At 36.5% G+C, this 22,104-nt stretch carries 22 protein-coding genes and 1 pseudogene; 19 read left to right on the top strand and 4 right to left on the bottom strand.

What is annotated here, in order from left to right:
* The first annotated feature begins 3 nt into the window (after positions 1 to 3).
* The 6 genes from pta (at position 4) to H4J66_RS13465 (ending at position 5,498) form a co-directional block, all read left to right on the top strand.
* A complete protein-coding gene (pta, locus tag H4J66_RS13490; protein ID WP_182175546.1) occupies positions 4 to 2,127 on the top strand; it encodes a phosphate acetyltransferase in 2,124 nt (707 codons plus the stop codon).
* Positions 2,128 to 2,674: 547 nt separating this feature from the next.
* Positions 2,675 to 3,055 carry an ACT domain-containing protein gene (locus H4J66_RS13485; RefSeq protein WP_182175545.1) on the top strand — a complete coding sequence of 127 codons (381 nt, stop codon included), beginning with the start codon at positions 2,675 to 2,677 and terminating at the stop codon, positions 3,053 to 3,055.
* Between the two features lie 14 nt (positions 3,056 to 3,069).
* Entirely contained in the window at positions 3,070 to 3,417 is a 348-nt protein-coding gene (locus H4J66_RS13480; RefSeq protein ID WP_182175544.1) for a Spx/MgsR family RNA polymerase-binding regulatory protein, read from the top strand.
* Positions 3,414 to 4,577, top strand: coding sequence for a succinyl-diaminopimelate desuccinylase (gene dapE, locus H4J66_RS13475; RefSeq protein ID WP_182175543.1), 1,164 nt, complete (start codon positions 3,414 to 3,416; stop codon positions 4,575 to 4,577). The genes H4J66_RS13480 and dapE overlap by 4 nt, the downstream gene beginning before the upstream one ends.
* Before the next feature lie 5 nt (positions 4,578 to 4,582).
* Positions 4,583 to 5,275, top strand: coding sequence for a M15 family metallopeptidase (locus H4J66_RS13470; RefSeq protein WP_182175542.1), 693 nt, complete (start codon positions 4,583 to 4,585; stop codon positions 5,273 to 5,275).
* Positions 5,268 to 5,498 carry a hypothetical protein gene (locus H4J66_RS13465; RefSeq protein WP_182175541.1) on the top strand — a complete coding sequence of 77 codons (231 nt, stop codon included), beginning with the start codon at positions 5,268 to 5,270 and terminating at the stop codon, positions 5,496 to 5,498. Before H4J66_RS13470 ends, H4J66_RS13465 begins: the two co-directional genes overlap by 8 nt.
* 175 nt (positions 5,499 to 5,673) lie before the next feature.
* Here the strand turns inward: H4J66_RS13465 and bamC are convergent, their stop codons facing one another.
* Positions 5,674 to 6,759 (bottom strand): outer membrane protein assembly factor BamC, encoded by a 1,086-nt coding sequence (gene bamC, locus H4J66_RS13460; RefSeq protein ID WP_182175540.1) that lies wholly within the window; start codon positions 6,757 to 6,759, stop codon positions 5,674 to 5,676.
* A gap of 355 nt (positions 6,760 to 7,114) precedes the next feature.
* Between bamC and H4J66_RS13455 the strand changes: the two genes are divergently transcribed.
* The 7 genes and pseudogenes from H4J66_RS13455 (at position 7,115) to bcp (H4J66_RS13425) (ending at position 15,174) form a co-directional block, all read left to right on the top strand.
* The gene (locus H4J66_RS13455) at positions 7,115 to 7,642 is read left to right on the top strand and encodes a glycine cleavage system protein R (RefSeq protein WP_182175539.1); all 528 of its coding nucleotides are present in this window, start codon (positions 7,115 to 7,117) and stop codon (positions 7,640 to 7,642) included.
* Positions 7,643 to 7,664: 22 nt separating this feature from the next.
* A pseudogene (gene bcp, locus H4J66_RS13450) lies at positions 7,665 to 8,000 on the top strand (thioredoxin-dependent thiol peroxidase); the annotation flags it as partial.
* 91 nt (positions 8,001 to 8,091) lie between these two features.
* Positions 8,092 to 9,489 (top strand): site-specific integrase, encoded by a 1,398-nt coding sequence (locus H4J66_RS20650; RefSeq protein ID WP_182175537.1) that lies wholly within the window; start codon positions 8,092 to 8,094, stop codon positions 9,487 to 9,489.
* A gap of 1 nt (position 9,490) precedes the next feature.
* Positions 9,491 to 11,869: a hypothetical protein gene (locus tag H4J66_RS13440; RefSeq protein ID WP_182175536.1), complete on the top strand. Its 2,379-nt coding sequence runs from the start codon at positions 9,491 to 9,493 to the stop codon at positions 11,867 to 11,869.
* A gap of 13 nt (positions 11,870 to 11,882) precedes the next feature.
* On the top strand, positions 11,883 to 14,087 hold the full coding sequence (locus H4J66_RS13435; protein WP_182175535.1) for a site-specific integrase: 2,205 nt from the start codon (positions 11,883 to 11,885) through the stop codon (positions 14,085 to 14,087).
* The gene (locus H4J66_RS13430; protein WP_182175534.1) at positions 14,084 to 14,569 is read left to right on the top strand and encodes a bacterioferritin comigratory protein; all 486 of its coding nucleotides are present in this window, start codon (positions 14,084 to 14,086) and stop codon (positions 14,567 to 14,569) included. The genes H4J66_RS13435 and H4J66_RS13430 overlap by 4 nt, the downstream gene beginning before the upstream one ends.
* A 137-nt stretch (positions 14,570 to 14,706) precedes the next feature.
* Positions 14,707 to 15,174, top strand: a complete 468-nt coding sequence (gene bcp, locus H4J66_RS13425) for a thioredoxin-dependent thiol peroxidase (protein WP_182175533.1) — start codon at positions 14,707 to 14,709, stop codon at positions 15,172 to 15,174.
* Positions 15,175 to 15,235: 61 nt separating this feature from the next.
* On the opposite strand, the gene H4J66_RS13420 is transcribed toward bcp (H4J66_RS13425), so the two are convergent.
* Positions 15,236 to 15,460, bottom strand: coding sequence for a helix-turn-helix domain-containing protein (locus H4J66_RS13420; protein ID WP_182175532.1), 225 nt, complete (start codon positions 15,458 to 15,460; stop codon positions 15,236 to 15,238).
* 173 nt (positions 15,461 to 15,633) lie between these two features.
* Between H4J66_RS13420 and H4J66_RS13415 the strand changes: the two genes are divergently transcribed.
* The 5 genes from H4J66_RS13415 (at position 15,634) to H4J66_RS13395 (ending at position 19,546) form a co-directional block, all read left to right on the top strand.
* The gene (locus H4J66_RS13415; protein ID WP_182175531.1) at positions 15,634 to 16,158 is read left to right on the top strand and encodes a hypothetical protein; all 525 of its coding nucleotides are present in this window, start codon (positions 15,634 to 15,636) and stop codon (positions 16,156 to 16,158) included.
* Complete coding sequence (locus tag H4J66_RS13410; protein WP_182175530.1) at positions 16,155 to 17,588, top strand: DEAD/DEAH box helicase; 1,434 nt, start codon at positions 16,155 to 16,157, stop codon at positions 17,586 to 17,588. The genes H4J66_RS13415 and H4J66_RS13410 overlap by 4 nt, the downstream gene beginning before the upstream one ends.
* A gap of 2 nt (positions 17,589 to 17,590) precedes the next feature.
* On the top strand, positions 17,591 to 18,151 hold the full coding sequence (locus H4J66_RS13405) for a hypothetical protein (RefSeq protein ID WP_182175529.1): 561 nt from the start codon (positions 17,591 to 17,593) through the stop codon (positions 18,149 to 18,151).
* A gap of 316 nt (positions 18,152 to 18,467) precedes the next feature.
* Positions 18,468 to 19,211, top strand: a complete 744-nt coding sequence (locus H4J66_RS13400) for a metallophosphoesterase (RefSeq protein WP_182175528.1) — start codon at positions 18,468 to 18,470, stop codon at positions 19,209 to 19,211.
* A complete protein-coding gene (locus tag H4J66_RS13395) occupies positions 19,208 to 19,546 on the top strand; it encodes a hypothetical protein (RefSeq protein WP_182175527.1) in 339 nt (112 codons plus the stop codon). Before H4J66_RS13400 ends, H4J66_RS13395 begins: the two co-directional genes overlap by 4 nt.
* A gap of 213 nt (positions 19,547 to 19,759) precedes the next feature.
* Here H4J66_RS13395 and H4J66_RS13390 read toward each other — a convergent pair whose 3' ends face one another.
* Together H4J66_RS13390 and H4J66_RS13385 are read right to left on the bottom strand one after the other, a co-directional pair.
* Positions 19,760 to 20,209 carry a 5' nucleotidase, NT5C type gene (locus H4J66_RS13390; protein ID WP_182175526.1) on the bottom strand — a complete coding sequence of 150 codons (450 nt, stop codon included), beginning with the start codon at positions 20,207 to 20,209 and terminating at the stop codon, positions 19,760 to 19,762.
* A 14-nt stretch (positions 20,210 to 20,223) separates the two neighbouring features.
* The gene (locus H4J66_RS13385) at positions 20,224 to 20,922 is read right to left on the bottom strand and encodes an NrtR DNA-binding winged helix domain-containing protein (protein ID WP_182175525.1); all 699 of its coding nucleotides are present in this window, start codon (positions 20,920 to 20,922) and stop codon (positions 20,224 to 20,226) included.
* A 172-nt stretch (positions 20,923 to 21,094) separates the two neighbouring features.
* On the opposite strand from H4J66_RS13385, the gene H4J66_RS13380 reads away from it, so the two are divergent.
* Positions 21,095 to 22,102 carry an SPFH domain-containing protein gene (locus H4J66_RS13380; RefSeq protein WP_182175524.1) on the top strand — a complete coding sequence of 336 codons (1,008 nt, stop codon included), beginning with the start codon at positions 21,095 to 21,097 and terminating at the stop codon, positions 22,100 to 22,102.
* The last annotated feature ends 2 nt before the right edge of the window (positions 22,103 to 22,104 follow it).

The following is a 22,104-nucleotide window of genomic DNA, read 5'->3' as shown; positions in this document are numbered from 1 at the left end:
GTCATGTCACATAGAATCATGTTGATCCCAGTAGGTTTTGGCGTTGGACTTAGCAGTGTTGTGCAAGGCTTACTTCATGCGTGTCAGCAAAAAGGTATAAATGTTGGCCACTTTAAACCAATAAGTCAACCCTCTCATCGTTTATTGGCCCACAAAGATAATACCGTTCAAAGTAAGCTCAATACACCAAACTTAGGGACTTCTGTATCATTAGCTTATGTAGAACAACAAATGGGCGATGGTAAGCATAATATTGTTTTAGAAAAAATTGTTGGAGATTTCAATCACTTTGAAAAACAATATGATGTAATAATTATTGAAGGACTAATACCAACAACACGCCAACCTTACGCGGGAAGGATCAACCGAGATGTTGCTCAAGCACTGTCAGCAGATATTGTTTTGGTGGCAGCCCCCGATAACGATAGCGCTGAAGAGTTTGAGGATCGTTTAGAAGTTAGTGCGGAAACGTTTGGCGGAATAAAAAACAAACGCCTTATTGGTTGTATTATTAACAACATTAATAGTCCCGACAAAGATGAGTATGGATTACTGCCTCGTGAAAGTGATTTTAATAGTGAGTTCGACCTCGCTACGCTGATTAATTTATCGATATTTAAAAATCGTCATTTTGACTTGTTAGGTACTGCCTTATGGGAAATGGACTTAATCGCACCACGGGTCATGGATATTTGTAATTACCTCAATGCTGAAGTGTTAAATACCGGTGATATGTCGCATCGCCGTATCCGTAGTATTAGTTTTTGTGCACGCAGCGTCGGCAATTTAATGAGCCATCTACAACCAAGTCGATTAATTGTTACTCCTGGGGACAGAACCGACATTATTATCGCCACTTGTCTATCAGCTTTAAATGGTACAAAAGTGGGGGCATTATTGTTGACTAACGGCTATAAACCTAACAAACAAGTAATGACACTTTGTCAACAAGCTTTAGAGGCCGGCCTACCCGTGCTTTCTGTGCCTTGGGATACTTGGCAGACGTCTCGTCATTTAATGAACTACAACCCAGAAACTCCTGCAGATGATATTCAACGTCATGAAAAAGTAAAGGAATATATTGCTGATAATTTGTCTGTGAATTGGTTACAGCAACTGTCCGAAAATGTTGCACAAAGTAGCCAAATGTCTCCACCTGCATTCAGGCATAAACTCACGGAACTTGCCCGCAGTGCAAATAAACTCATTGTTTTGCCAGAAGGCACAGATATCAGAACCATTAAGGCTGCTGCAATATGTGTTGAACGTGGCATTGCTCGTTGTCAGTTATTGGGTGATAAAGAAAGTATTTTATTGATTGCAGAACAACAGGGTATTCAATTACCAGAAGGATTATTAATTACTGACCCCAACTTAATTCGAGACCGCTTCATTGCTCCTTTAGTTGAGTTGAGAAAACATAAAGGATTAACCGAAGTGGTTGCAAAACAAGAACTACAAGACAACGTGGTCTTAGCAACAATGATGTTGCAACTCAGTGAAGTAGACGGTTTAGTCTCTGGAGCTATTAATACCACTGCAAATACGATACGCCCTGCCCTGCAATTAATTAAAACGGCTAAAGGAAGTTCATTAGTTTCATCTGTTTTCTTTATGTTATTACCTGAGCAAGTCCTAGTATATGGTGATTGTGCAATAAACCCTGAGCCGACTGCAGAACAACTCTCTGAGATAGCGATACAATCAGCAGACTCAGCAATAAAGTTTGGCATTGACCCTAAGGTAGCCATGATAAGTTACAGCACGGGCAGTTCAGGGGTTGGTGCCGATGTAGAAAAAGTAGCAAAAGCAACCAAACTCGCGCAAGCGAAACGACCTGATTTGATCATTGATGGACCACTGCAATATGATGCCGCCATTATGGAAAATGTTGCCAAGAAAAAAGCGCCTAACAGCCCTGTTGCGGGTAAAGCCAATGTATTCATCTTTCCTGATTTAAATACCGGTAATACCACCTACAAAGCGGTACAACGTTCTGCACACTTAGTCAGTATTGGGCCAATGTTACAAGGCATGCGAAAACCGGTTAACGACCTTTCTCGTGGTGCTTTAGTCGATGATATTGTCTATACAATTGCCTTAACAGCCATTCAAGCAAAAGTATAGTTTACTCAGCTAAAAGGTTAGTTTATTAACCTTTTAGCTTATATTTTTACTGGCTTGAGACTGCTTTTATATACAGTTGACTATTTTAATAACTATTTATAATTCAATCAATTTTTAGCCACTAGACAAAAAATAACCAGCTAAAATTAACCTTTAAAAACATAAAGATAACCATTAAAGCAATAGTTACCCACAATGATACCCACAGCTTTTGTGGATATTATTAATAACTATTAATGATGATTTAACAGGTTAACCAGCAAGAATACATTAACTTTTCCACGTTTGATGCTGTTTTTATAAATAACAAGTTATTATTGCCATAAAATACAATAAAATCTAAATAAACATCATATTATTTATCTATCAACAAACGAGAGGGGAGTCGCGAGACAAGATCAAGTAAACTTGCGTTATCTTATTAATATCTGCTGTTTACTGCTAAAGAAAAGCATTGACGATACTTAATCTGGTTAAGATAACTATCCTTGCTTTAACAATTAGCCAGTAAACGCTATAGTGACCTTTTTCCTAATGGTCACGTTCAATGAGCACTCTTACCCTCAAATTACTTGAAGAAACGTTTGCTATTCATAGTTTAGCCAGCGATATCGAAATACCAAAAGCTGTGTTTGATACACCAATCTTTTTTATTGCAAAAACCTATGAAGAAACATCCATTGTATTACCTCAAAGTATCAACATTGTTAGTGATGAAGTTGAAAAAGACTGGCAAGCACTTGAAGTTGTCGGCCCATTGGATTTTACGCTAACGGGTATTTTATCAAAAATATCAACAATTTTAGCCAATGAAAAAATCAGTATTTTTGCTATATCTACTTTTGATACTGATTATATTTTAGTAAAATCAAATAATGTATCTCTAGCAACCACTGCATTGATATCTAATGATTACCAAATAATTTAGTTTAAGGGATTTTCATGACCACTATTTACGGCATAAATAATTGCGACACCGTTAAAAAAGCGACAAAATGGCTTGATAAGCAAGATATTGAGTACACTTTTTTTGATTTTAAGAAACAACCATTAACGCCTGAGTTACTCAATGAATTTGTCAGCAACAGCTCTTGGGAAGTTTTACTCAATAAACGTAGTACCACTTTTAGAAACCTACCCGAAGCGATTAAGGGAAATTTAACTGATGATGTTATTTTCCAAGCAGTTTTGGCTCAACCGACCTTACTCAAAAGACCTTTAATCGCTCACAACAACGCCTTTGAAGTGGGTTTTAAAGAGCCAGTATATCAAGCACTATTTTTATCATGAGTAAGTTAAAGACAGAACATGACGTTATCATGTTAACGAAAGATCTAATTGCCCGCCCGTCAGTAACCCCTGAAGATTTTGGTTGTCAAAAAATGATGTCAGAGCGTCTAGGCGTTTTGGGATTTAACAATGAAACCATGGTTTTCGAAGATACGACCAATCTATGGTCAAGACGCGGCACGACTGAGCCAGTATTTTGCTTTGCCGGTCATACTGATGTTGTTCCCGCAGGTAACGTAGCGCTTTGGCATACTCCCCCTTTTGAGCCAACCATTATTGGTGGCATGTTATACGGGCGTGGTGCTGCAGATATGAAAGGCAGCTTAGCCGCAATGCTAATTGCTACAGAACGCTTTGTAAATGATCATCCCGACCATAAGGGCTCAATAGCTTACCTTATTACCAGTGATGAAGAAGGGCCTTTTATCAATGGCACCACGCGTGTTATCGATACCCTTGAAGCTCGTCATGAGAAAATTAACTATTGTATTGTTGGTGAGCCAACCAGCTCTGATAGGGTCGGTGATATCGTTAAAAATGGTCGCCGCGGCTCTATCTCTGGTGAACTAATCATTCACGGTAAACAAGGCCATGTTGCTTACCCTGATCATGTAAAAAACCCTATCCATTTAGCTATGCCTGCTTTAGTCGAACTTAGTCAAATGCACTGGGATAACGGTAATGCTTATTTTCCTAAAACGAGTTTTCAGTTATCAAACATCGAGTCGGGTACTGGCGCAACTAATGTTGTACCTGGCCATTTAACCGCATGGTTTAATTTACGTTTTAGTACTGAATTAAATTTTCAAAATATCATCGATAAAATTGATGCTGTCCTTATTAAACATCAATTAACCTATGAAATTAAATGGACATTTAATGGTAAGCCCTTTATTACTGAACCTGGCACTTTGCTTGACTCTGCGGTAAAAGCTATAAAGACAGTCACCAATATTGATGCTGAATTATCAACATCTGGTGGCACTTCAGATGGCCGTTTTATTGCCCCTACGGGTGCACAAGTGATTGAACTTGGACCGTGCAATGCCACTATTCATCAAGTCAACGAGAGTGTTAGCTGTAATGATTTAATTTTACTTACTGATATTTATTATCATACACTGGTTAATGCACTCACTGACCCAACAACCACAGCTTAACTTTAATGACTGAAATATTAACTAACAGACAATTAACTGGCCACGACAATAGCCATATTACTTGGTTAGATGAGCAGACAGGAATTCATCGCCAAGCGTTAACTGCATGGCAAGCTATGTCTGATGAAGCAAAGTTGGCCGGCTTTGAACTGAAAATCGCCAGTGGTTATAGAGACTTTACTCGACAATTAACTATTTGGAACCGAAAGTTTTCAGGTCAGCTCGCGATTAAAGATATGCAAGGGGCAACCCTAGATATTAATAAAATAACAGAACAACAAATTGTTCAGGGTATTTTATACTTTTCGGCACTTCCTGGGGCAAGTCGACATCATTGGGGATGCGACATCGATATCTATGCTAAAAATTTATTAGCTGACGATGAAAAGCTACAGTTAGAGCCATGGGAGTTTGCTGTTGAGGGGCCTTTTTATCCATTAAACCAATGGCTAACTCAACATGCTAGTTGCTTTGGATTTTACTTTCCTTACGATAAATTTCGCGGTGGTGTCGCTGTAGAGCCTTGGCATTTATCTTATTGGCCAATAGCGCAACATGGAGAAAGGTTATTAACTGAGAACCTGCTTAATTCGGTTCTTTTAAGCTCAGATATCTTGGGGAAAGAAGAGATTATTCAGAACCTATCAACTATTTATCAGCAATATATTCAAAATGTTGGGAGTATTCACTATGGATAATTGGTTAATCATCGTTATTATTATTGCAGCTTTCGCCTTAATAATTGGTAATTTTAGTGTTGTTCAACAAAATGCTAATACACCTTTACGAAAGCAAGGCTTAAATGATTTAGAAGAAACACTGCCGCGCAGTCATAACAAAGCCCATAAAATGCCAACTATCGTATCAACTGAACCGATAGAGTCAAAAGAAAAAAAACGAACTAGCCATTTAAATCGATGAAATAGCCAAGCAGTCTGTTTAAAAAAAGAGTAAATCTTGATAAAAATAGGCTGACTTCAACAAAATTTCAAATACCGTTAAGATGTTAAGATGCACTGTAGATAATTTACTTGTAAAAAAACGCCGCTAAAAAAATTAGCGGCGTTTTATTTTAAAAAAGCACAATTAAAGCACCTTAAAAAGCATCTCTAAAAGATAGGCCTCTTTCCATTACTGGAAAAATACGCTCTAGTACTTCAACGGGTAAAGGATTACCATCAGCATCATAGATAGTTACCGAGGTTTTACCTTGTTCATCGTTAAGTACAAATTGGTACTTAGCTTGGTCAAGATCAATAACAGGAACGTCATCTCCCCATATAACTGACCATAAGCTATTTTCAGGCTTCACAAAATCAACAAAGTATATTTTCTTACTTTCATTAAGATCTGTTATCTCAAAGCCATAATCTGTAAAAAACAATGGCATATTTGACCAAAGCATTTCAATATCAATTTCAGCGATATATGCTGGCTCTGCTTGGGCATTTTCACCAATAGTGACAAATTTTTGATTAGCTCGCATTAAACGGTTTTCACGTTGCTGCAATCGATATTTAAAATCAACCTGAGCAACAACCTCATTAAGCATCGCCATTTCTGCGCGTTGTTTGTCAATGATGTCCATTGTTTTACTTGCGCCTTTCATGTCGGTGCGCATGTAATCAATTAATTTAACACTTAAAGCGACACTTCGACCATGAGGTTTACTTTCAAACTGGTAGGTAAAGCGCATGCTCTCACTGCTATCTACCGTTTTAAATAACCAGTAACCAGAAACGTCTTCTTCATGGTACCAAGCCGACTCAAATACGTTGTTATCATTACCGATAGCCGTTAACTCTACACCATCACTCGCGAGTTGTTCACGCAGCGCTTCAGTGATAAAGTCTTTTAAATCAGTATCTTCTAATATTTGGTCAAACCAAATTTTAGCGTTCATTGTACCTGCAACAACACGTGAAGATGAAGCGACAGGAAGAACCAATGAAGGTGCTCTGACATCAACATCTTGGCCAATTGGTCCTTTATTATTGATGGCGTCTGAGATAAAAAACTTTGCATTGACTTCAGGCTTATTCAAACCTGTCGGAACACCTATTTGTTTAGCTTCTTTGACTTTGGCGTATTCAAAATCGCCCATAGCGCTTTTGTTATTAACACTGCCACAACCTGTTACTGCAAGACTTAACAAGGAAAAATAAAATATACGACGATTCATTAACACTCCTGAGGATACAATCTGAATCTTTAAAAGTTGGTTCTTATATTGAACTGACCATAAAAGTTAACTTTGAAACCATTAAATGTAGATTAAATGTAGACAACGAAAACTTTAATCTGCTCTTTGAGTAAATTATCTGTATTAAGTTCCAATATTATCTATAGATTTTATTGATCAGCATATACAAGTATACTATCAGACAAATTAATGGGCACCATGGTACTTGGCTGTTTTTACAAACACAAGAATTCAACTCGAAAAATAACAAATAAATATATTCTCGCTTTAATAGCGGTTTTTATCTGCTTTAAATACGTTACAATAGCGACTTTTTAAACTACTTAGGCTAACTATGTCTCAATATTTAGTACTCACAGCAATGGGTGCAGACAGAACAGGAAGTGTTAGTGAGCTCACTAAGCTAGCGAGTAAATGTGGCTGTAATATTATTGACAGTAGAATGGCGATATTTGGCCTAGAGTTTTCTTTGATTATGTTATTAAGTGGCAGTGCGAAAGCGATTAATCAAATTGAAAATAAGTTACCTGGCGTAGCAGTCAAGCTTGAATTAACCACCATGATGAAAAGAACCTCTGATTATAAAAAAAGAGAGTTCACCCATCATTATCAAGTTGATTATGCCGGTATCGACCAACCTGGTTTATTAAAAGCGGTGACCGCATTTTTTGCCACTCGCAATATTGACTTATCATCGTTAAAATCAGAAATTGACCCTGTCACTAATCAAATGCGCGCGACCATTTTAATAGCCTTAACCGAAGACACAAGTATTGCACAGCTAGAAAGCGACTACTTTGAACTCTGCGAACAAGTTGATGTGCAAGGCTGCATTAAAAAAGTGAATTCAAACCTTATATAAACTACATACAAGCAGGATACCCATGAAAACAATAACTGTTGGCGAAACCGCACCACTATTTACTTTACTTGATGAAAATAGCGATAAAGTCGCTTTAGCTGATTATATTGGTAAAAAACAAGTACTGGTCTATTTCTACCCTAAAGCCATGACCCCAGGTTGTACTGTGCAAGCACAAGGACTAAGAGACAGTAGAAGCGAACTTGAACAATTAAATACAATAGTCTTTGGGATTAGTCCCAACGAACCAAAGAAGTTAGTTAAGTTTTGTCTGCGCGATGCATTAAACTTCACGTTATTGTCAGATGTTGATCACAGTGTTGCTGACGCCTTTGGCGTATGGGGATTAAAGAAGTTTACCCCTGAATATTTTTCATGATAGAAAACCTTGATTTAAATTTATGATAAACTATCTTTGATATGTGGAAAACATATTAAGGAAATTTGTTGTGATAGAAAGTCATCCAGAAACCTATAATGACATTTATGATGATTACCGATTACTCTCAATAGAAGTTGACACATTAGCAAATATTAATATTTCAGAGTGCGTTGATAACGATACTGGTGAAATTACTCTTAACCCATACCTATCTCCATCTAACCTTACCTCACGTCATAAGAAAACAGATATTATCATTGCACCTGATGGCAGTGTTGCTTACCCACAATCCCTTTACCTTGTTTCTAAATTGAGAGGCGAAGCTGCTGTTAAAGATACCAAGAGTATTGCTAAAGCATTACTGATGTTTACTCGCTATCTAGACTCCACGCATTACTCTCAATTTGATGAATATGGTAACGAGATACCGCCTGAATACTTAACCTATAAGACTCTGAGTAAGTACGAAGAAGAAGGTGCACCTTGGCTATTTGCTGAATACCTTCTTGCGAACTGTCGTCATGCAAATTCCAATGGTGATGAAAGTTTAGCTCTGAGTACTGCTCGAACTTACATGAGTGCTGTCATAGGGTTTTACAAATGGATGCAAAAATACGGCTACATAAAAAATGATGAAAACCATTTACTGACTCATTTTACCAAAGTTGAGGTGATTAATGGTGTTGATCAACACGATATGCTTGCTCATATAAAATCAGCTCTGAAGCGAGAATATGAGATGTCAAACATTATGAAGATGTTCCCCAAACGTGACTCTACTCCTGCGGATAAAAAATTAAAGCCAATGACCTTCGATCATAGGGAGTTATTTGAAAAATACGTCGACCAATTACCTAAGCCTTTTCCTCTTATGTTTAAGTTAATAATTAGCACAGGGCTTCGAATTGAAGAGGTAACTCATTTTCCTGCACATGATATTGGCAAAGATGATTACAGCGATCTTGATGTTATCCCCATTCACATAACAGTTACTAAAGGTGACAAGCCTCGTACTATCGAAATTCCAGTTGAACTCTATGAAGAGCTAGAACAATACAAGGAAAGTAAACAACGTGAAAGAAATCTAATCAAGAGAAATAAATTGATTGAGTCTGGTGCAGAGCTTGATTCCACTGACTATCTGTTTATATCAAATAAAGGAAAACCATACACAGAAAATACACTAGAAAAGCATTTCTCCACTTTACGCACACTAATTCAAAAAGTGGATGATAGTTGGTACTACCGAGTCCATGATGGGCGTTCAACTTTTGCGACTCATTGGCTTTGGAAAGAGCACCAAAGCCGAGGTGTTGATTACAACTTTCTGATGGATGAATTAGCCGAACTCATGGGGCATGCAAGCACAAGGACAACACAGAAGTACGTGTTCTACATGGACAAGCGAGACCATCAATTGAGCGTAGCTAAACGCAAGAACAACAAGATTAACGGAGGCTGGTAATATGGCAAAAAGTCCGTTAAGTAGAGGCTCAATAAAAGCCAAACCCGTTAGAAATAACAACAACATTGTCTCACTACATTTAACAATCCTCTATCAGGGGTCGAGAAATAATACCCCTAGGGAGTTTGATGTTTCGCGCTTTCTGCATTTGGGTGCAGATAAAAAAAATAACAAACTTAAAAGCCGTATCCCTTACATTAGAAGCTTTTGTAAGAAAGCTAAAGAATATGTCCATAATGGCAATTCAGCAAAAACAGCTACTAGTATTTATGAAATTTTATATTCATATATTAGATTTTTAGATTCAGTTGATGTTGAACCTTTCTCAGAAGCTGGCTATTTAAAATATGCCGGAAACGATGGTGAACTGAGGCATCGTATCAAAGTTTATAAAACATCAAAAAAACTATGGGAAAGACAACATGGTGATGAACTTGGTATAAAAGAATCAACTGCAGCGCGCATACTTACATCGCTACGTATCGCTCTGTCATGGTGTGGTTTACCTGCTAATTTGTGGGTAGTTCTACACAAAGGGTTCTCAGGCATGCCGACTCCAACTAAAGGTTATTCTGATGAAGAAGAACAGATTCTCGTTTCACGATTGAGTGAGCTGTTTTTCGTTTTAGCAGCACAATTAATAGCTGCAAAGGAGAATGATTTAACACTACCCGATGAGTTATCAGTAACTATTGATTTAGGAGGTTATCAACAAGTAATCTCTATCCCAACCTCACTAGAAAATAATTTAGGTGTTAAGAACAAAAAAAACTGCACAAACAAAGCAAGTGCAGCTTTTAACATGACGATGGGCGCTGCGTATCACCTAATGTGTTTCTTCACTTCACTTAATGATAGTAATGTAAGAGCTATCACCTACCCAATAACAATCCACACAGATGAACGTGATAAAAGCCTACAAACAGTAGTAGTGTCTAGCTTTAAAGTGAGAGCAAATAAGCAAGTAGATGCCATTATTACAAGTGATACGGATAAATCTCTAGTTAAATTTGATGTTGATAAAAGGGATGGTATTACTTTTATTAAGACACTAGAAAAGTTATCTAAACTTTATAATAATGACGAAGAATGCTCACTTTTATTTTTCACCTTAAACAATAAAGGTGAAAAAAATAATGATTTTAATTCTTCCGGTATTGATAATCACCTAACTTTGCATTTGAATCTTGTATCGCCATACCGTGCATCATGCCTACCTTACTTTAAAGATCTATTTTATGCCTACCGTAACCATCAACTTATAGAACTCAAAAGAAAAAAAAACAAACTGGAAAGAGTGATAGTAAGTAAGGTGATTCACCCAATAAAAAGTAAAACTAAGGCAACTCAAGGAGCAACAAATACAAGTTACTGCATTTTATCCTGTTACACTAATTTATCACTTAAAGGTATCTTATTACCTCTATCTTACTCGGAGAAAGCCCCTAACGGTAACATCACCATTTCATTCAAATATAGAGGTGGGGATGAGGGTAGTTTCACCATCCCTGCTGTGGACAAAGAATTAATCCAAGATATTGAGCAATTTGCAACCGAGCTAGCAGATAAACAAAGATCCAAAAATAGCGTTCGGTTACTACTAAAAAGAGGTCACTCCGATGAGCCCCCTAAAGGTTGGGAAGGTATTAGCCCTATATCATCAAATCTAATGAGAACATGGTCAATTGAGCCAAATGACTATTTCATTTCACTTCAATCAAGTCGGTGGAGAGAAATGACTAGCTCGCAGGAGTACGATGATAATAATATCGGCATAGTTCAAAGCGTTCTTCAAAATACACTTAACACTATCAACAAGCATTACGCGAACGGTGATCCTCGACTCAACCAGACTATCCTCTCGCAAGGGATACAAGTTATTGAGAAAATGGCAAAAGGAAGTGCTTTAGATGAAGCTAAAAAGTACGTTGCTGCCAAACATGCAATCCCGATGCTAAGTCATGATGAATGGCTAGAAAAGAAAAAGAAGAATAAAGCTAAAACAAACCCAAATGGCATAACATGTGATGGACAACAGAGTATTGAAAACGGTAATAACTCACAACGTGAAACAAATAACGCAATGGGAGTAAAACTCCCCTGCGCTGAATATGATATGTGTTACAAATGCAAGTCCGCCAGAGCAGTTGATGACATTCAAGCTGTCTACAAGCTTATTTCTTTTATTAATGCCTTGAAAGAAGTTTTAGATCAATTTCCTAATGCAAAGCAAGAGGTTTTAGATAAAATTTCCGCTTATGAAAACACCCTAGATGGAGCAAGCGATAACGTATTCAAAGAAGCAACTGCTTTATTTAACAAAAAAGGCAGTCATCCCAGAGTATCAACCGACCACGCCATTTTGTCTATGTACCATTAATTAGGAGGTTAACATGATAAAAATCATCGACCTTGACCACTTCGAGTCTATCAAAAAAGCACAAAAAAATGTTGGGCCATATAGTAATTATCTAAATGATGTATTAAAACCAGCGATTGAACGAGGTAACTGGGATGAATTTGAAAACCTTGATATTGGGTTTACCGTTACAGGTGAGTCCATGGGTAAGATTGGTAGTAATGATGCTTGGAAAAATCTTCAATATTTTTTTGATCCAAATGCTAAAGTAACAAAGACACTAGACTTCACGCTAGGCGGAAGTGTTATTGAACGTAATCTCAGAAATCAGCTAAAAGCTCTGGCGCTAAAAATGATGTGGTTATCACCCCGTGACTACTCACTTACAAGTATTCTGAATACTATTAATAACTTGAAATATACAATCCCCCCTCTTTTACATGAGGGTTGTAACAGTTTTAAATATATTGACTTTGACCTTTTAGAATCATGGGTGTTAACGGGCACTTCAAACATAAACTTTGAAAGAGTAGGTATTTACAATGGGCTAAATAAGCTATTTAAAGAAGCATTAGGTTTACCTTTTGAAGTTGGTATCAATAAAATATTAAATGCATCTGATTTTGGTTTAACGCTTATAGAGCCAGTGCAATACAACGTTATCCCTCAGCGTTTATATTACCTTGGTTTAATAAAGTCTGAAGAGCAGATTAATAAATTTTACCTATTACGAAACGAACTTGGCAAGCTATCTGATTATATCGCTAACTATTTTGATAAATTATATCAAGGGTATGCTAGATATCTAACTAGTAATGATTCAAAGCTGGTAAATGGAAAAATCAGATGGTATTTAAGCACTCAAAATAAATGTTCAAAAGAAAAAACTCCCGCTTTTAAAGAAGCATTTCTCGCTATAACATTACCAAATGAAAGTCAAATTATTGAGCTATTAAAAACTCATAGAGTTGAGATAGGAACTCAATACATTCATAAATTCCACCATGATTTGAATTTAATAATAGGCGATAGAGAAATAGTAAACTTAAAGGGTGCTAAATCATTTTTTCAAGAGCTTAATGGAGGTTGCTTATGGGGTTTAATGTCTCGTACAGGTATGCGTGCAGATGAAGTTTATCACCTTCATACAACAAAAGGGGTCACAACAGAAATAATATCAAAACAAATTATTTATATTATTCACGCTGATCTATCCAAAACTGTAAAAGGCTCCCAGTCTAAGCAAGATCAGTTTGTGACAACAGAAGTGGGTAAAAAGGCTTATGATATACTGCAAGCGTTACATGAACCATTAAGAAAGGAGCAGCTAGAAAGCAACAACTTTTTCCACAAAATTATAGGTGATTTCACTTCTATCAAGACAAAAAACTTAAGTAAACACCCTCTAGCTTGGTTTCATAAAGTGATAGGTAATGAACTAGTTCTAACCAAAGAAGACCTGATCGATTTGAAAATTTCCGATCCTAACCTTTCATTTAATATTGGTGAAAATTATTATTTCACAGGGCATCAGCTTAGACGCTCTTTTGCTTACTACCTTATCGGGTACGAACTGCTTTCATTCCCCCAATTAAAGCAGCAATTTAGCCATGTATCCCTAGCAATGACTCGACATTACGCCAAAAACGCTAGTAAATTCCAAAAACTAAGAAGAAAAAAAGAAAACCTTATTTATGCTATTGATCAAGAAAGAATTGACCAAAAAGCACAGGTTTACCTAACTATCTTCAAAAAACTTGCTAATAATGAACGAGTAGCGGGTGGTAAAGGTAAAGGTAAAGACTTCGCCAAAAATATGATGAAAGCAGAACACAACCTCTTTAAGGATAAAGTGGACAATGACATGCTTTCACTTAACTACTGGAAAAAGCAGATACGTGACCAGAAGCGTCACATTCATGCGGTAGCTCCTGGAGTTTATTGTACATCTACAGGTTGTAGCTTACGAACCCAGGTCAATCTTATGGAATGTGTTGACTGTAAAAATGATTACATTGTCGATGCAGTTTTTGCAGAAGCAAAGCGAAAAGAAGCCGAAATACATATGCTCTGGGATATAGAAAATGATGAGTTAACCCCTCAAACAGCATCAGAAGCCTACATTAAGATCACTGCAGCAGAACGTATCATGACTGACTTAGATATTGAATATGAGCCTGTGGTGTTACCAAAACCAGTACAAGATCTTCTTATACCCTATACAGGAGTAATAGTATGAATCAATCAACAAAAAAGAAGTTCTTAGATGCCTTGGATCGATTGATTAAAGGTCAGCCTGAGAATCGTGAGTTAAGATTAAAGGCTAAAGCAGGAAAGTTAAAAATTAATGACAGCACGGTGGAGAAAGAAGCTGGATTGTCGGTAGGATCTCTTCGTAACCATGAAGATATAAAGACAATAGTGAAGAATAAATCGCTCAATAATCGTGTTGAGCAGAGTGAGTCAACTCAATGTCCTATTGAGTTGTTACAGGAAGAAGTAAAAAAACTAAAAAAAGAGAAAACTCAAGCAAATAAAAAGAGAGCTAAGTATCTTGATTTGGCTAAATCCCATGAAACAGCCCTTGCATATCAAGCAGCAAGTCATATTAAAATGGTACAAGAATTAATGGAAATGGTGCCAGCTTATGAAAGGGAAAAGGCCATGGACAAAGTTGTAAATACTCGAGCTGACAATGTGATTGACGGTAAATTCAGATAAAATCATCCAAGCTATTTTTACACTAGACAAGACATTTTTAAACACCTAAAGTAGCCCTCTTTAGCATAATAAAAATGTACCAAATAAGACGGTGATAAATCATCGTCAATGCAAACATTGAAATAAGGACAAATATTATGGCAATCGAAGCCGGACAAACTGCACCAGATTTTACCCTGAACGACCAAGATAATAATCCAGTTACGCTCTCTGAGCTGCAAAGAAAGAAAGTACTAATCTACTTCTATCCACGCGCTTCAACGCCAGGTTGCACTGTGCAGGCTCAAGGGTTACGAGATACTAAAGCTGAATTAGATGCACACAATATTGTAGTTCTTGGTGTTAGCCCCGACACGCCAAAGAAACTAACAAACTTCATTAAGAAACAAGAGTTGAACTTCACACTACTTGCTGATGAAGATCATGCTGTTTGTGAAAAATACCATGTATGGCAATTAAAGAAGTTTATGGGTAAAGAGAATATGGGCGTGGTAAGAACAAGCTTTCTTATTGATGAACAAGGCAATATTGAGCATGTGTTTAACAAGTTTAAAACAAAAGACCACCATGAAGTGGTTCTCGATTATATAAAAACCATTAGCTAATATTATAGCTACCTCAAAGTGGTCAATAATACTGGCCACAGTTCTTGCTTTAATTTAAGGACTACTTTTCTGAGTAGTCTAAGAATAGCTCGGATACTTCTACATCAAGTGCTAAAGCTAAATTATTTACTTCGATATCAGTTATCCTTCTCACATTTGATTCTATTTTAGCTACCGTACCTCTGCTAATTTCCCAATTGATTAGATTACATTTTGCTGCGAACTGTTCTTGGGTTAACTCTTTACGTTCACGAATAACTCTAACGTTTTTGCCAATAATATTCATAACATCACTTGCTCCGATTTCAGAACTTGATTGTCACAAATAAAAAGCTTAAAATTGCTCCGTATACGGAGCAATTTGATTTTAAGTAAATATAACCAGACTAAAAGTATATATATCCCTTATAGCCATTACCTTCAGGTAATTATTATTGTTAAAGCAACTTAGGATTTTTTTTGAAATTAGATATCTTTGTGGCTCAAATTATTACAGCGCCAAATGTTGATCATTTCACAACAAGTGATGTCCGATCAGCGTATATAGCATTAAAAAATGATCCTACGATTGATCCTATTGTTATTCGGCGGAAGGTTTACGCTGAATTATTAAAGTTAGAGAAAAAGGGATGGCTTAAGAAGTTAATATCTAATAAAAAAGGCTTTACACGTTTTAGTAAAACAAAGCTTTTTGATCCAAATAAACTTCCTGTAGAGAGGACAAATAATGCTTCAAAAATCAAATCATCTGAAAACGATAAACAACAGCACCTAATTACGAAGTTAAATCATTACAAAGCAGAGTTATTGTTGAATATTGGTGAGACTGAAGCTTATAAAGAGCTTTACACAGAATTCCCAGAATTAGTTGATGAAATACAGCCTAAATACAATAAAGCTAGAGATAATAATACGAAAATATTAGGAAAAATCAAGGCGATTGAAGGCTTACTTCAGCAACACAAAACAATAGAGAAAATATGAAACTAAGACAATGGCAAGTTGAGTGTATTAATTTAGCTTTAACACAATACCAGAATGGCACTAACCATTTTTTAGCCCTAGCAACACCAGGAGCAGGTAAAACCTTGATGGCATCTGAATTGGCTGATCAGTTGTTAAAAAAGGACATGGTCGATTTAATAATTTGTTTTTCACCTTCTTCAATTGTTTCTCAAGACTTTAGTGAAAGCTTGCAGTTGAAAACTCAAGAACGGTTTGATGGACTGATAGGCGCTAGAGGGAGATCTTTAACGTATCAAAACTTACAGTATTTAGATGCTAACTTTTGGCAGTTATTTGAGCGTTATCGAGTATTTGTGATATTTGATGAAATCCACCATTGTGCTGGCTCAAATATTGATAATGCGAATGCATGGGGCGAACAAATAATATTAAACATTCAAGATAATGCTAAATATACATTGGCGTTAACAGGAACACCTTGGCGCTCAGATGCTGCTCCTATCGTACTTTCAAACTATATGCATCCTAGCAACAAAATATCATGTGATTACGTTTATGGGCTGGCTGAGGCTATTAAAGATAATGTTTGCCGTGTACCGCAGATAATTGCAATTGATAATAACAATATCTCTGTTGTTGATGACCAAGAGAAAAAAACGTTTAGAAGCTTCAAATGCCTACTATCGCAATCAATCATTCCGTATCAGGAGATTATTGAAAATGAAAAGGTCATTAAATACGTAATTTCTTCTGCACAGAAAAAACTAAGTTCAATTAGAGCGACAAACTCAGACGCCGCCGGATTAATTGTTGCATCATCTGTTGAGCATGCACGACAAATATCAACGTTAATGAAAACCAGCTTTAACGAAGAAACTGTTGTTGTAACTTACCGAGAAAACGAGCCAACCAACATTATTCAACAGTTTAGACATGCAAAAACTAAATGGATCATTTCCGTAGGCATGATAAGCGAGGGAACTAATATCCCCCGATTACAGGTTTGTTGTCACCTTACCAATATCAAAACTGAAATGCACTTTAGACAGATTTTAGGTCGAATCCTCAGAATGACTGGTTCAAAGAATCAAGAGGCGGTTATGTATATGCCTGCTGAACCAAAGCTGTTGGAGTATGCTTATCGAGTTAAGCAAGATGTACCTTTTGAAGCAGATGTTGTTAAGTTTGAAAAGATGACTAATCGTATTGAAGAGGATATTGATGATGAAGCTCCCAACAAAGTTACATTCGGCAATATAAGCGCTAGCCTTCCCAAAATTAAACTTGAATTAAATGGGTTTGATAGTGTTATCGAACCGTCAACTTTTGATGAAACCAGTAAAGTAGCCGATGAACATTTTTTGACAAGTTCTTATGAAAAAGTGGTCAATATTTTTGGTCGGTTTCAGCAAGAGGCTATTGCTTTAGGGTTAAGTGAATTGAGGTGATTATGCTTATAGTTGAAAATTTCAAGGCTCGTTTAATACGTACTAATCACCCTGATGTATTACGTATTGCTGTCGACGTTATAGATAATAGCCAGCTATACATTATTGTTAATGGTGGTATTGCCAATATAAATTGTGAGCCTATTGAACAATATGCGGCAGAAATAAAAATTTGCGTACTTGAAATGATTACGCAAGGAGAGTTGTACATTAAAGCAAACGAAAAACCATTGCGAATTGGTCAAGGTCGCAGTATCTATTGCTACGCACTTAAAGCCGATGAATATTTACCACAAGGTGAAAAAAGCGCTCGAAGCCCTTACTTTTCTAGTTTGTTTATTCGTTGGCAAAGAACTCATCAACTATCAGATGAACAAGCTCAAGAAAGGCTCGGATTAACAGCAAAAGAATTTCATCTATTCAGGGAAGATGACTTAGCAATCACTCAAGCTTTAATCAATAAACTTACTGAAGTAACAGGCGTTTTAGAAAAGTTTTGGCAAAACAGATGGCATCAAAAAGCAGGAAGAAAACATGACACCGGTCATCACCGGAAATATTAAAAATGCACAATTATTAACTGTTGAAGATATGTTATTTCTCTACGGCCAAGTCGAAATAGATCACTTGCAGCGTTGGCAAAAAGGAGACTGGATGTGCAGTAGCCTGGTCAATAGAATTGATGTAGATAGAAAGCTTTTTATACCCGAAATAGTATTTATCAAGTGGATTTTATCCCTGATAATATTTCGCTGACAATTCAACAAATTTTACTGGTTAGGCAAGAAATTCCAGCTAGCTCATTCGTTTATATAGAAGACTCTAATAGAGATGAGATGAAGAAATACAACGTAGTTTCACACCAAAAAGTGACCATGTATGAAAATTCAAATATTAAGTGACATTCATAATGAGTTTGAGGTTTACAAACCTGAAAAGTGTGACGCAGATTTGGTTATTCTTGCTGGTGATATTCATACCAAGAATAGAGGTATAGAATGGGCTCAGTCACGTTTCAGTGTTCCTGTTCTCTATGTACTTGGTAACCATGAGGCATATGGAAAAACATTACCCAAGTACATCAATGAAATTCGCTCTCTAGCAGAGCAGACAAATGTTACCGTTCTTGAAAAAGAAGTCGTGACTATTGGCGGTGTTAATTTTGTAGGATGTACTTTATGGACGGACTTTGAGGTGATGACTAATCCTCGTGTGGCTGGGTACGAGTGTCAACAGGTCATGACTGACTATAAGAAAATAAAGAAGCTTCCTAGTTATTCTAAAATTCGGTCTATCGATACCGCCTTATATAATAAACTGAGTGTTAATTGGCTGGGTAAAACGCTTGGTGAATTACGTGGCCAAACAAATATTGTAATAACTCATCATGGCCCTAGCATGCGTTCTGTTCCTGCTCATAAAACAGAAGATATAACTACGTCGGCGTATGTATCAAATTTGGAAAGCTTTATTGGCGAGCATGATATTGATTATTGGATACACGGCCACCTACATAACTCTTCATCTTATAAAATAGGCTCTACTAAGGTTATTTGTAACCCTAAAGGATACCCTGGTGAGGAAAATCCAGAGTTTGAGCCAGTTAAGATAATATCGTTATGAAAAAACATCACCCAGATGGATGGACTATTTTACAGTTCGATGTACCTGGAGAGCCAATACTCTTAAAAATTTTTGCTACATGGCGCTGGAGCAATGAAAAGTGGCGACTCTCGTCAGATTCATATAATTCTCACAATATTAGAAGCTACGATTCGTATTTTGAATGGGAGCAGGAGTCTGGCAGCATCTATCATCTCCCAAAGGATGGGGAGAATGGCTATACAATGTGGCAGTCGATGAAATTGGACATTATTATTGATGCGTCAAAAAAATGCGGTGCAAGTGTTTCTGTTGTAAAACTAAATGAGTTATTTACAGGTGTAGGAGAACAATAAAGTTCTTTACTAGACAATAAACTTGTTTACTGAACAATAAAGTTCTTTACTAAAACTGATCTATTTTAATGATCACTTTGTGCGCTAAGCTGACGGTAGCATTTGCTTTATTAATGTCAGCTCCAAGACCTTGAAGCGGTCGTTAGCATCAATGATTCCCTTATGACTTCTGATCCGACATAGCGGACATTAATATATAAAACCTTTTTGCGTCTAAATTTTATAGCTTTCGAGTTGAACCATCACTGTTTTCCAATCTAAGTAGTTAACAGAGCCAAATTGCATAATTTTTCCTTCAAAATTTTCTTGTCCTCTGCCTGAAATAAGGTCATCAATTAAAATATCACCTTTGAGTAATCCCTTATTCGGGCTAATTATTAACTTTTCCGTAAACTCAATCCCAAAATACTTTTCTATCCAGACGCGTTTTTCAGTATATGAAAAAGGGTTTCTTGTCGAAGGAGCTGTAAGAATATACGGGTCAAATTTTTCTAAATTAATGAGTTTCTGTACACTTTCAATAGCTCCTATAATAGGAGCTAAATTAGCATAAAAACCATATTGAGATTGCGGGAAGGCAATGTTTGGAGTTTCTTCAATAGCGTTATTAAAAGCAGTTGTATAATCACAAAGCACATCATCCATGTCGATATAAACTATCATACTTTCTCCCTGTGTTATGTACTCAAATTACGCTCAAAATTAACGATGTCAACGCCAGATTTCACTTTGTACTGCTGGGCTAAACGACCACCGGATTTAACTTTTTCTTCACTTGTTTCAAACATGTCTGCTGATTCAATACGACGAATTAAGCTTTTACGTTGTATCGTTTTCCCTATGATTGTTTCAATAACAGACTTAAGCTGACCAACGGTGAAATATTCAGGTAAACAATACACTGGCACCATCGAGTAAAGTGCTTTTTGTTGAAGGCGCTCTTTAGCTTGTTCAATAATAACTTTATGATCAAAGGCAATTGATAAACTGTCTATTTTATCAATATCAATCCATTGAACATCATCAATAGTTTCTATGTGTGATGAAACTTCTTGTGCTGCTATTAAGGCAAAGTAAACCAGGGTTACACTAAACCCTCTAGGATCACGGTCAATACCAGAAAAGGCTTGTAGCTGTTCTAGATATTGAGGTGCAACACTCGTTTTTTCTTCCAACTTCCTTAACGCTGTTACATCTGTTGTGGTATCTGAATCAACATCGACAAAACCACCTGGAAGACCCCAACTACCGATAAACGGCTCATTTGCTCGCTTAAACATCAGAACTTTTAAAGCATCGTCTTTTACCGTAAATAGCACGCTATCAACAGTAAATAGGGGATTCTTAAATTCATTAATATCGTAAGAGTTTGTCATCGTACTCATTCAAAATAATCTTTATGTCTTAGTGACACATTAAATCAATTTCTCTTTTATATCAACAAGAACAGTTCATCAAATTAAATAAGAAATAATATTTGACAACTTAATGTCTTTGAGACATATTTAAAATAGTGTCGCTGTGACACATTCATAAAAGGAGATTATTATGTTTGGATTTAAATATATAAAAGCAGATCCTTCAACACACCTTATGTTATTCAAAGAAGGAAAAATTAAGTTAGAAGGAGTCGGTGTAAATTTTTTCTATTATGCTCCTAGCTCTTCACTTGTCGCTATACCAAGTAATAGTAAAGAGTTGCCTTTTGTTTTCAGGTTACAAACGTCTGACTTTCAAGAACTAACAGTTCAAGGACAAGTTACTTATCGAATTGAACAACCTCATGAAGCGGCAAAAATGCTGAATTTCACTATTGATACTAAAGGTAAGTACACATCAGAAGATCCAAAGAAAATGGATGAACGAGTTCAGCGTGCTGTTCAGGTATTGCTGCGAAATCATATTGAATCTAAGTCACTTAAGGACTCTTTAGTGTGTGCCCGTGAGTTAACCATTGATTTGAAAAAGGACCTATATGGTGCTGAAGCTATAACAAGTCTTGGTATAGAGATCACTGACGTTGCATTAACATCAATTAAACCAAGTCCTGAAACAGGAAAAGCACTCGAAGCTGAAATTAGAGAAAGCTTATTAAAAGAGGCTGACAATGCAATTTACGCTCGTCGTTTATCCAGTATTGAGCAAGAAAAAAGCGTGAAGGAGTCTGAATTAGAAACTGAAAAGGCAATTCAGAGGAAAGAACAAGATCTTGAAGAATCACGCTTAGAAGCACAGAGATTAAGAAAAATCCAGCAATTTAAAATTAACCAAGAGAATATCACGGCCCAAATAGAAGACGAAAAGCAACTTGAAGAATTGGTCTCAATTAACTCAGCCAATGAAAAATCACGTGGTGATGCACAGGCATATAAAATAAAAGTACAAATGCAGGCTTATCAAAATATTGATACTGATAAATTGAGAGTAATGAGCATGAGTGGCATGGCTCCAGAGCAGCTTATTGCACAAGCAATAGAAAACTTAACACAAGGCGATAACAAAATAGGTAATTTGAATATTTCACCTGATTTACTAACAGCACTGACTAACACCTAAAG

It is taken from the genome of Colwellia sp. MB3u-55 (assembly GCF_014076785.1).
In the GTDB taxonomy this organism is placed as follows: domain Bacteria; phylum Pseudomonadota; class Gammaproteobacteria; order Enterobacterales; family Alteromonadaceae; genus Colwellia_A.
The sequence above is the reverse complement of the archived record's forward strand: the minus strand, read 5'-3'. Positions and strand labels throughout refer to the sequence as shown.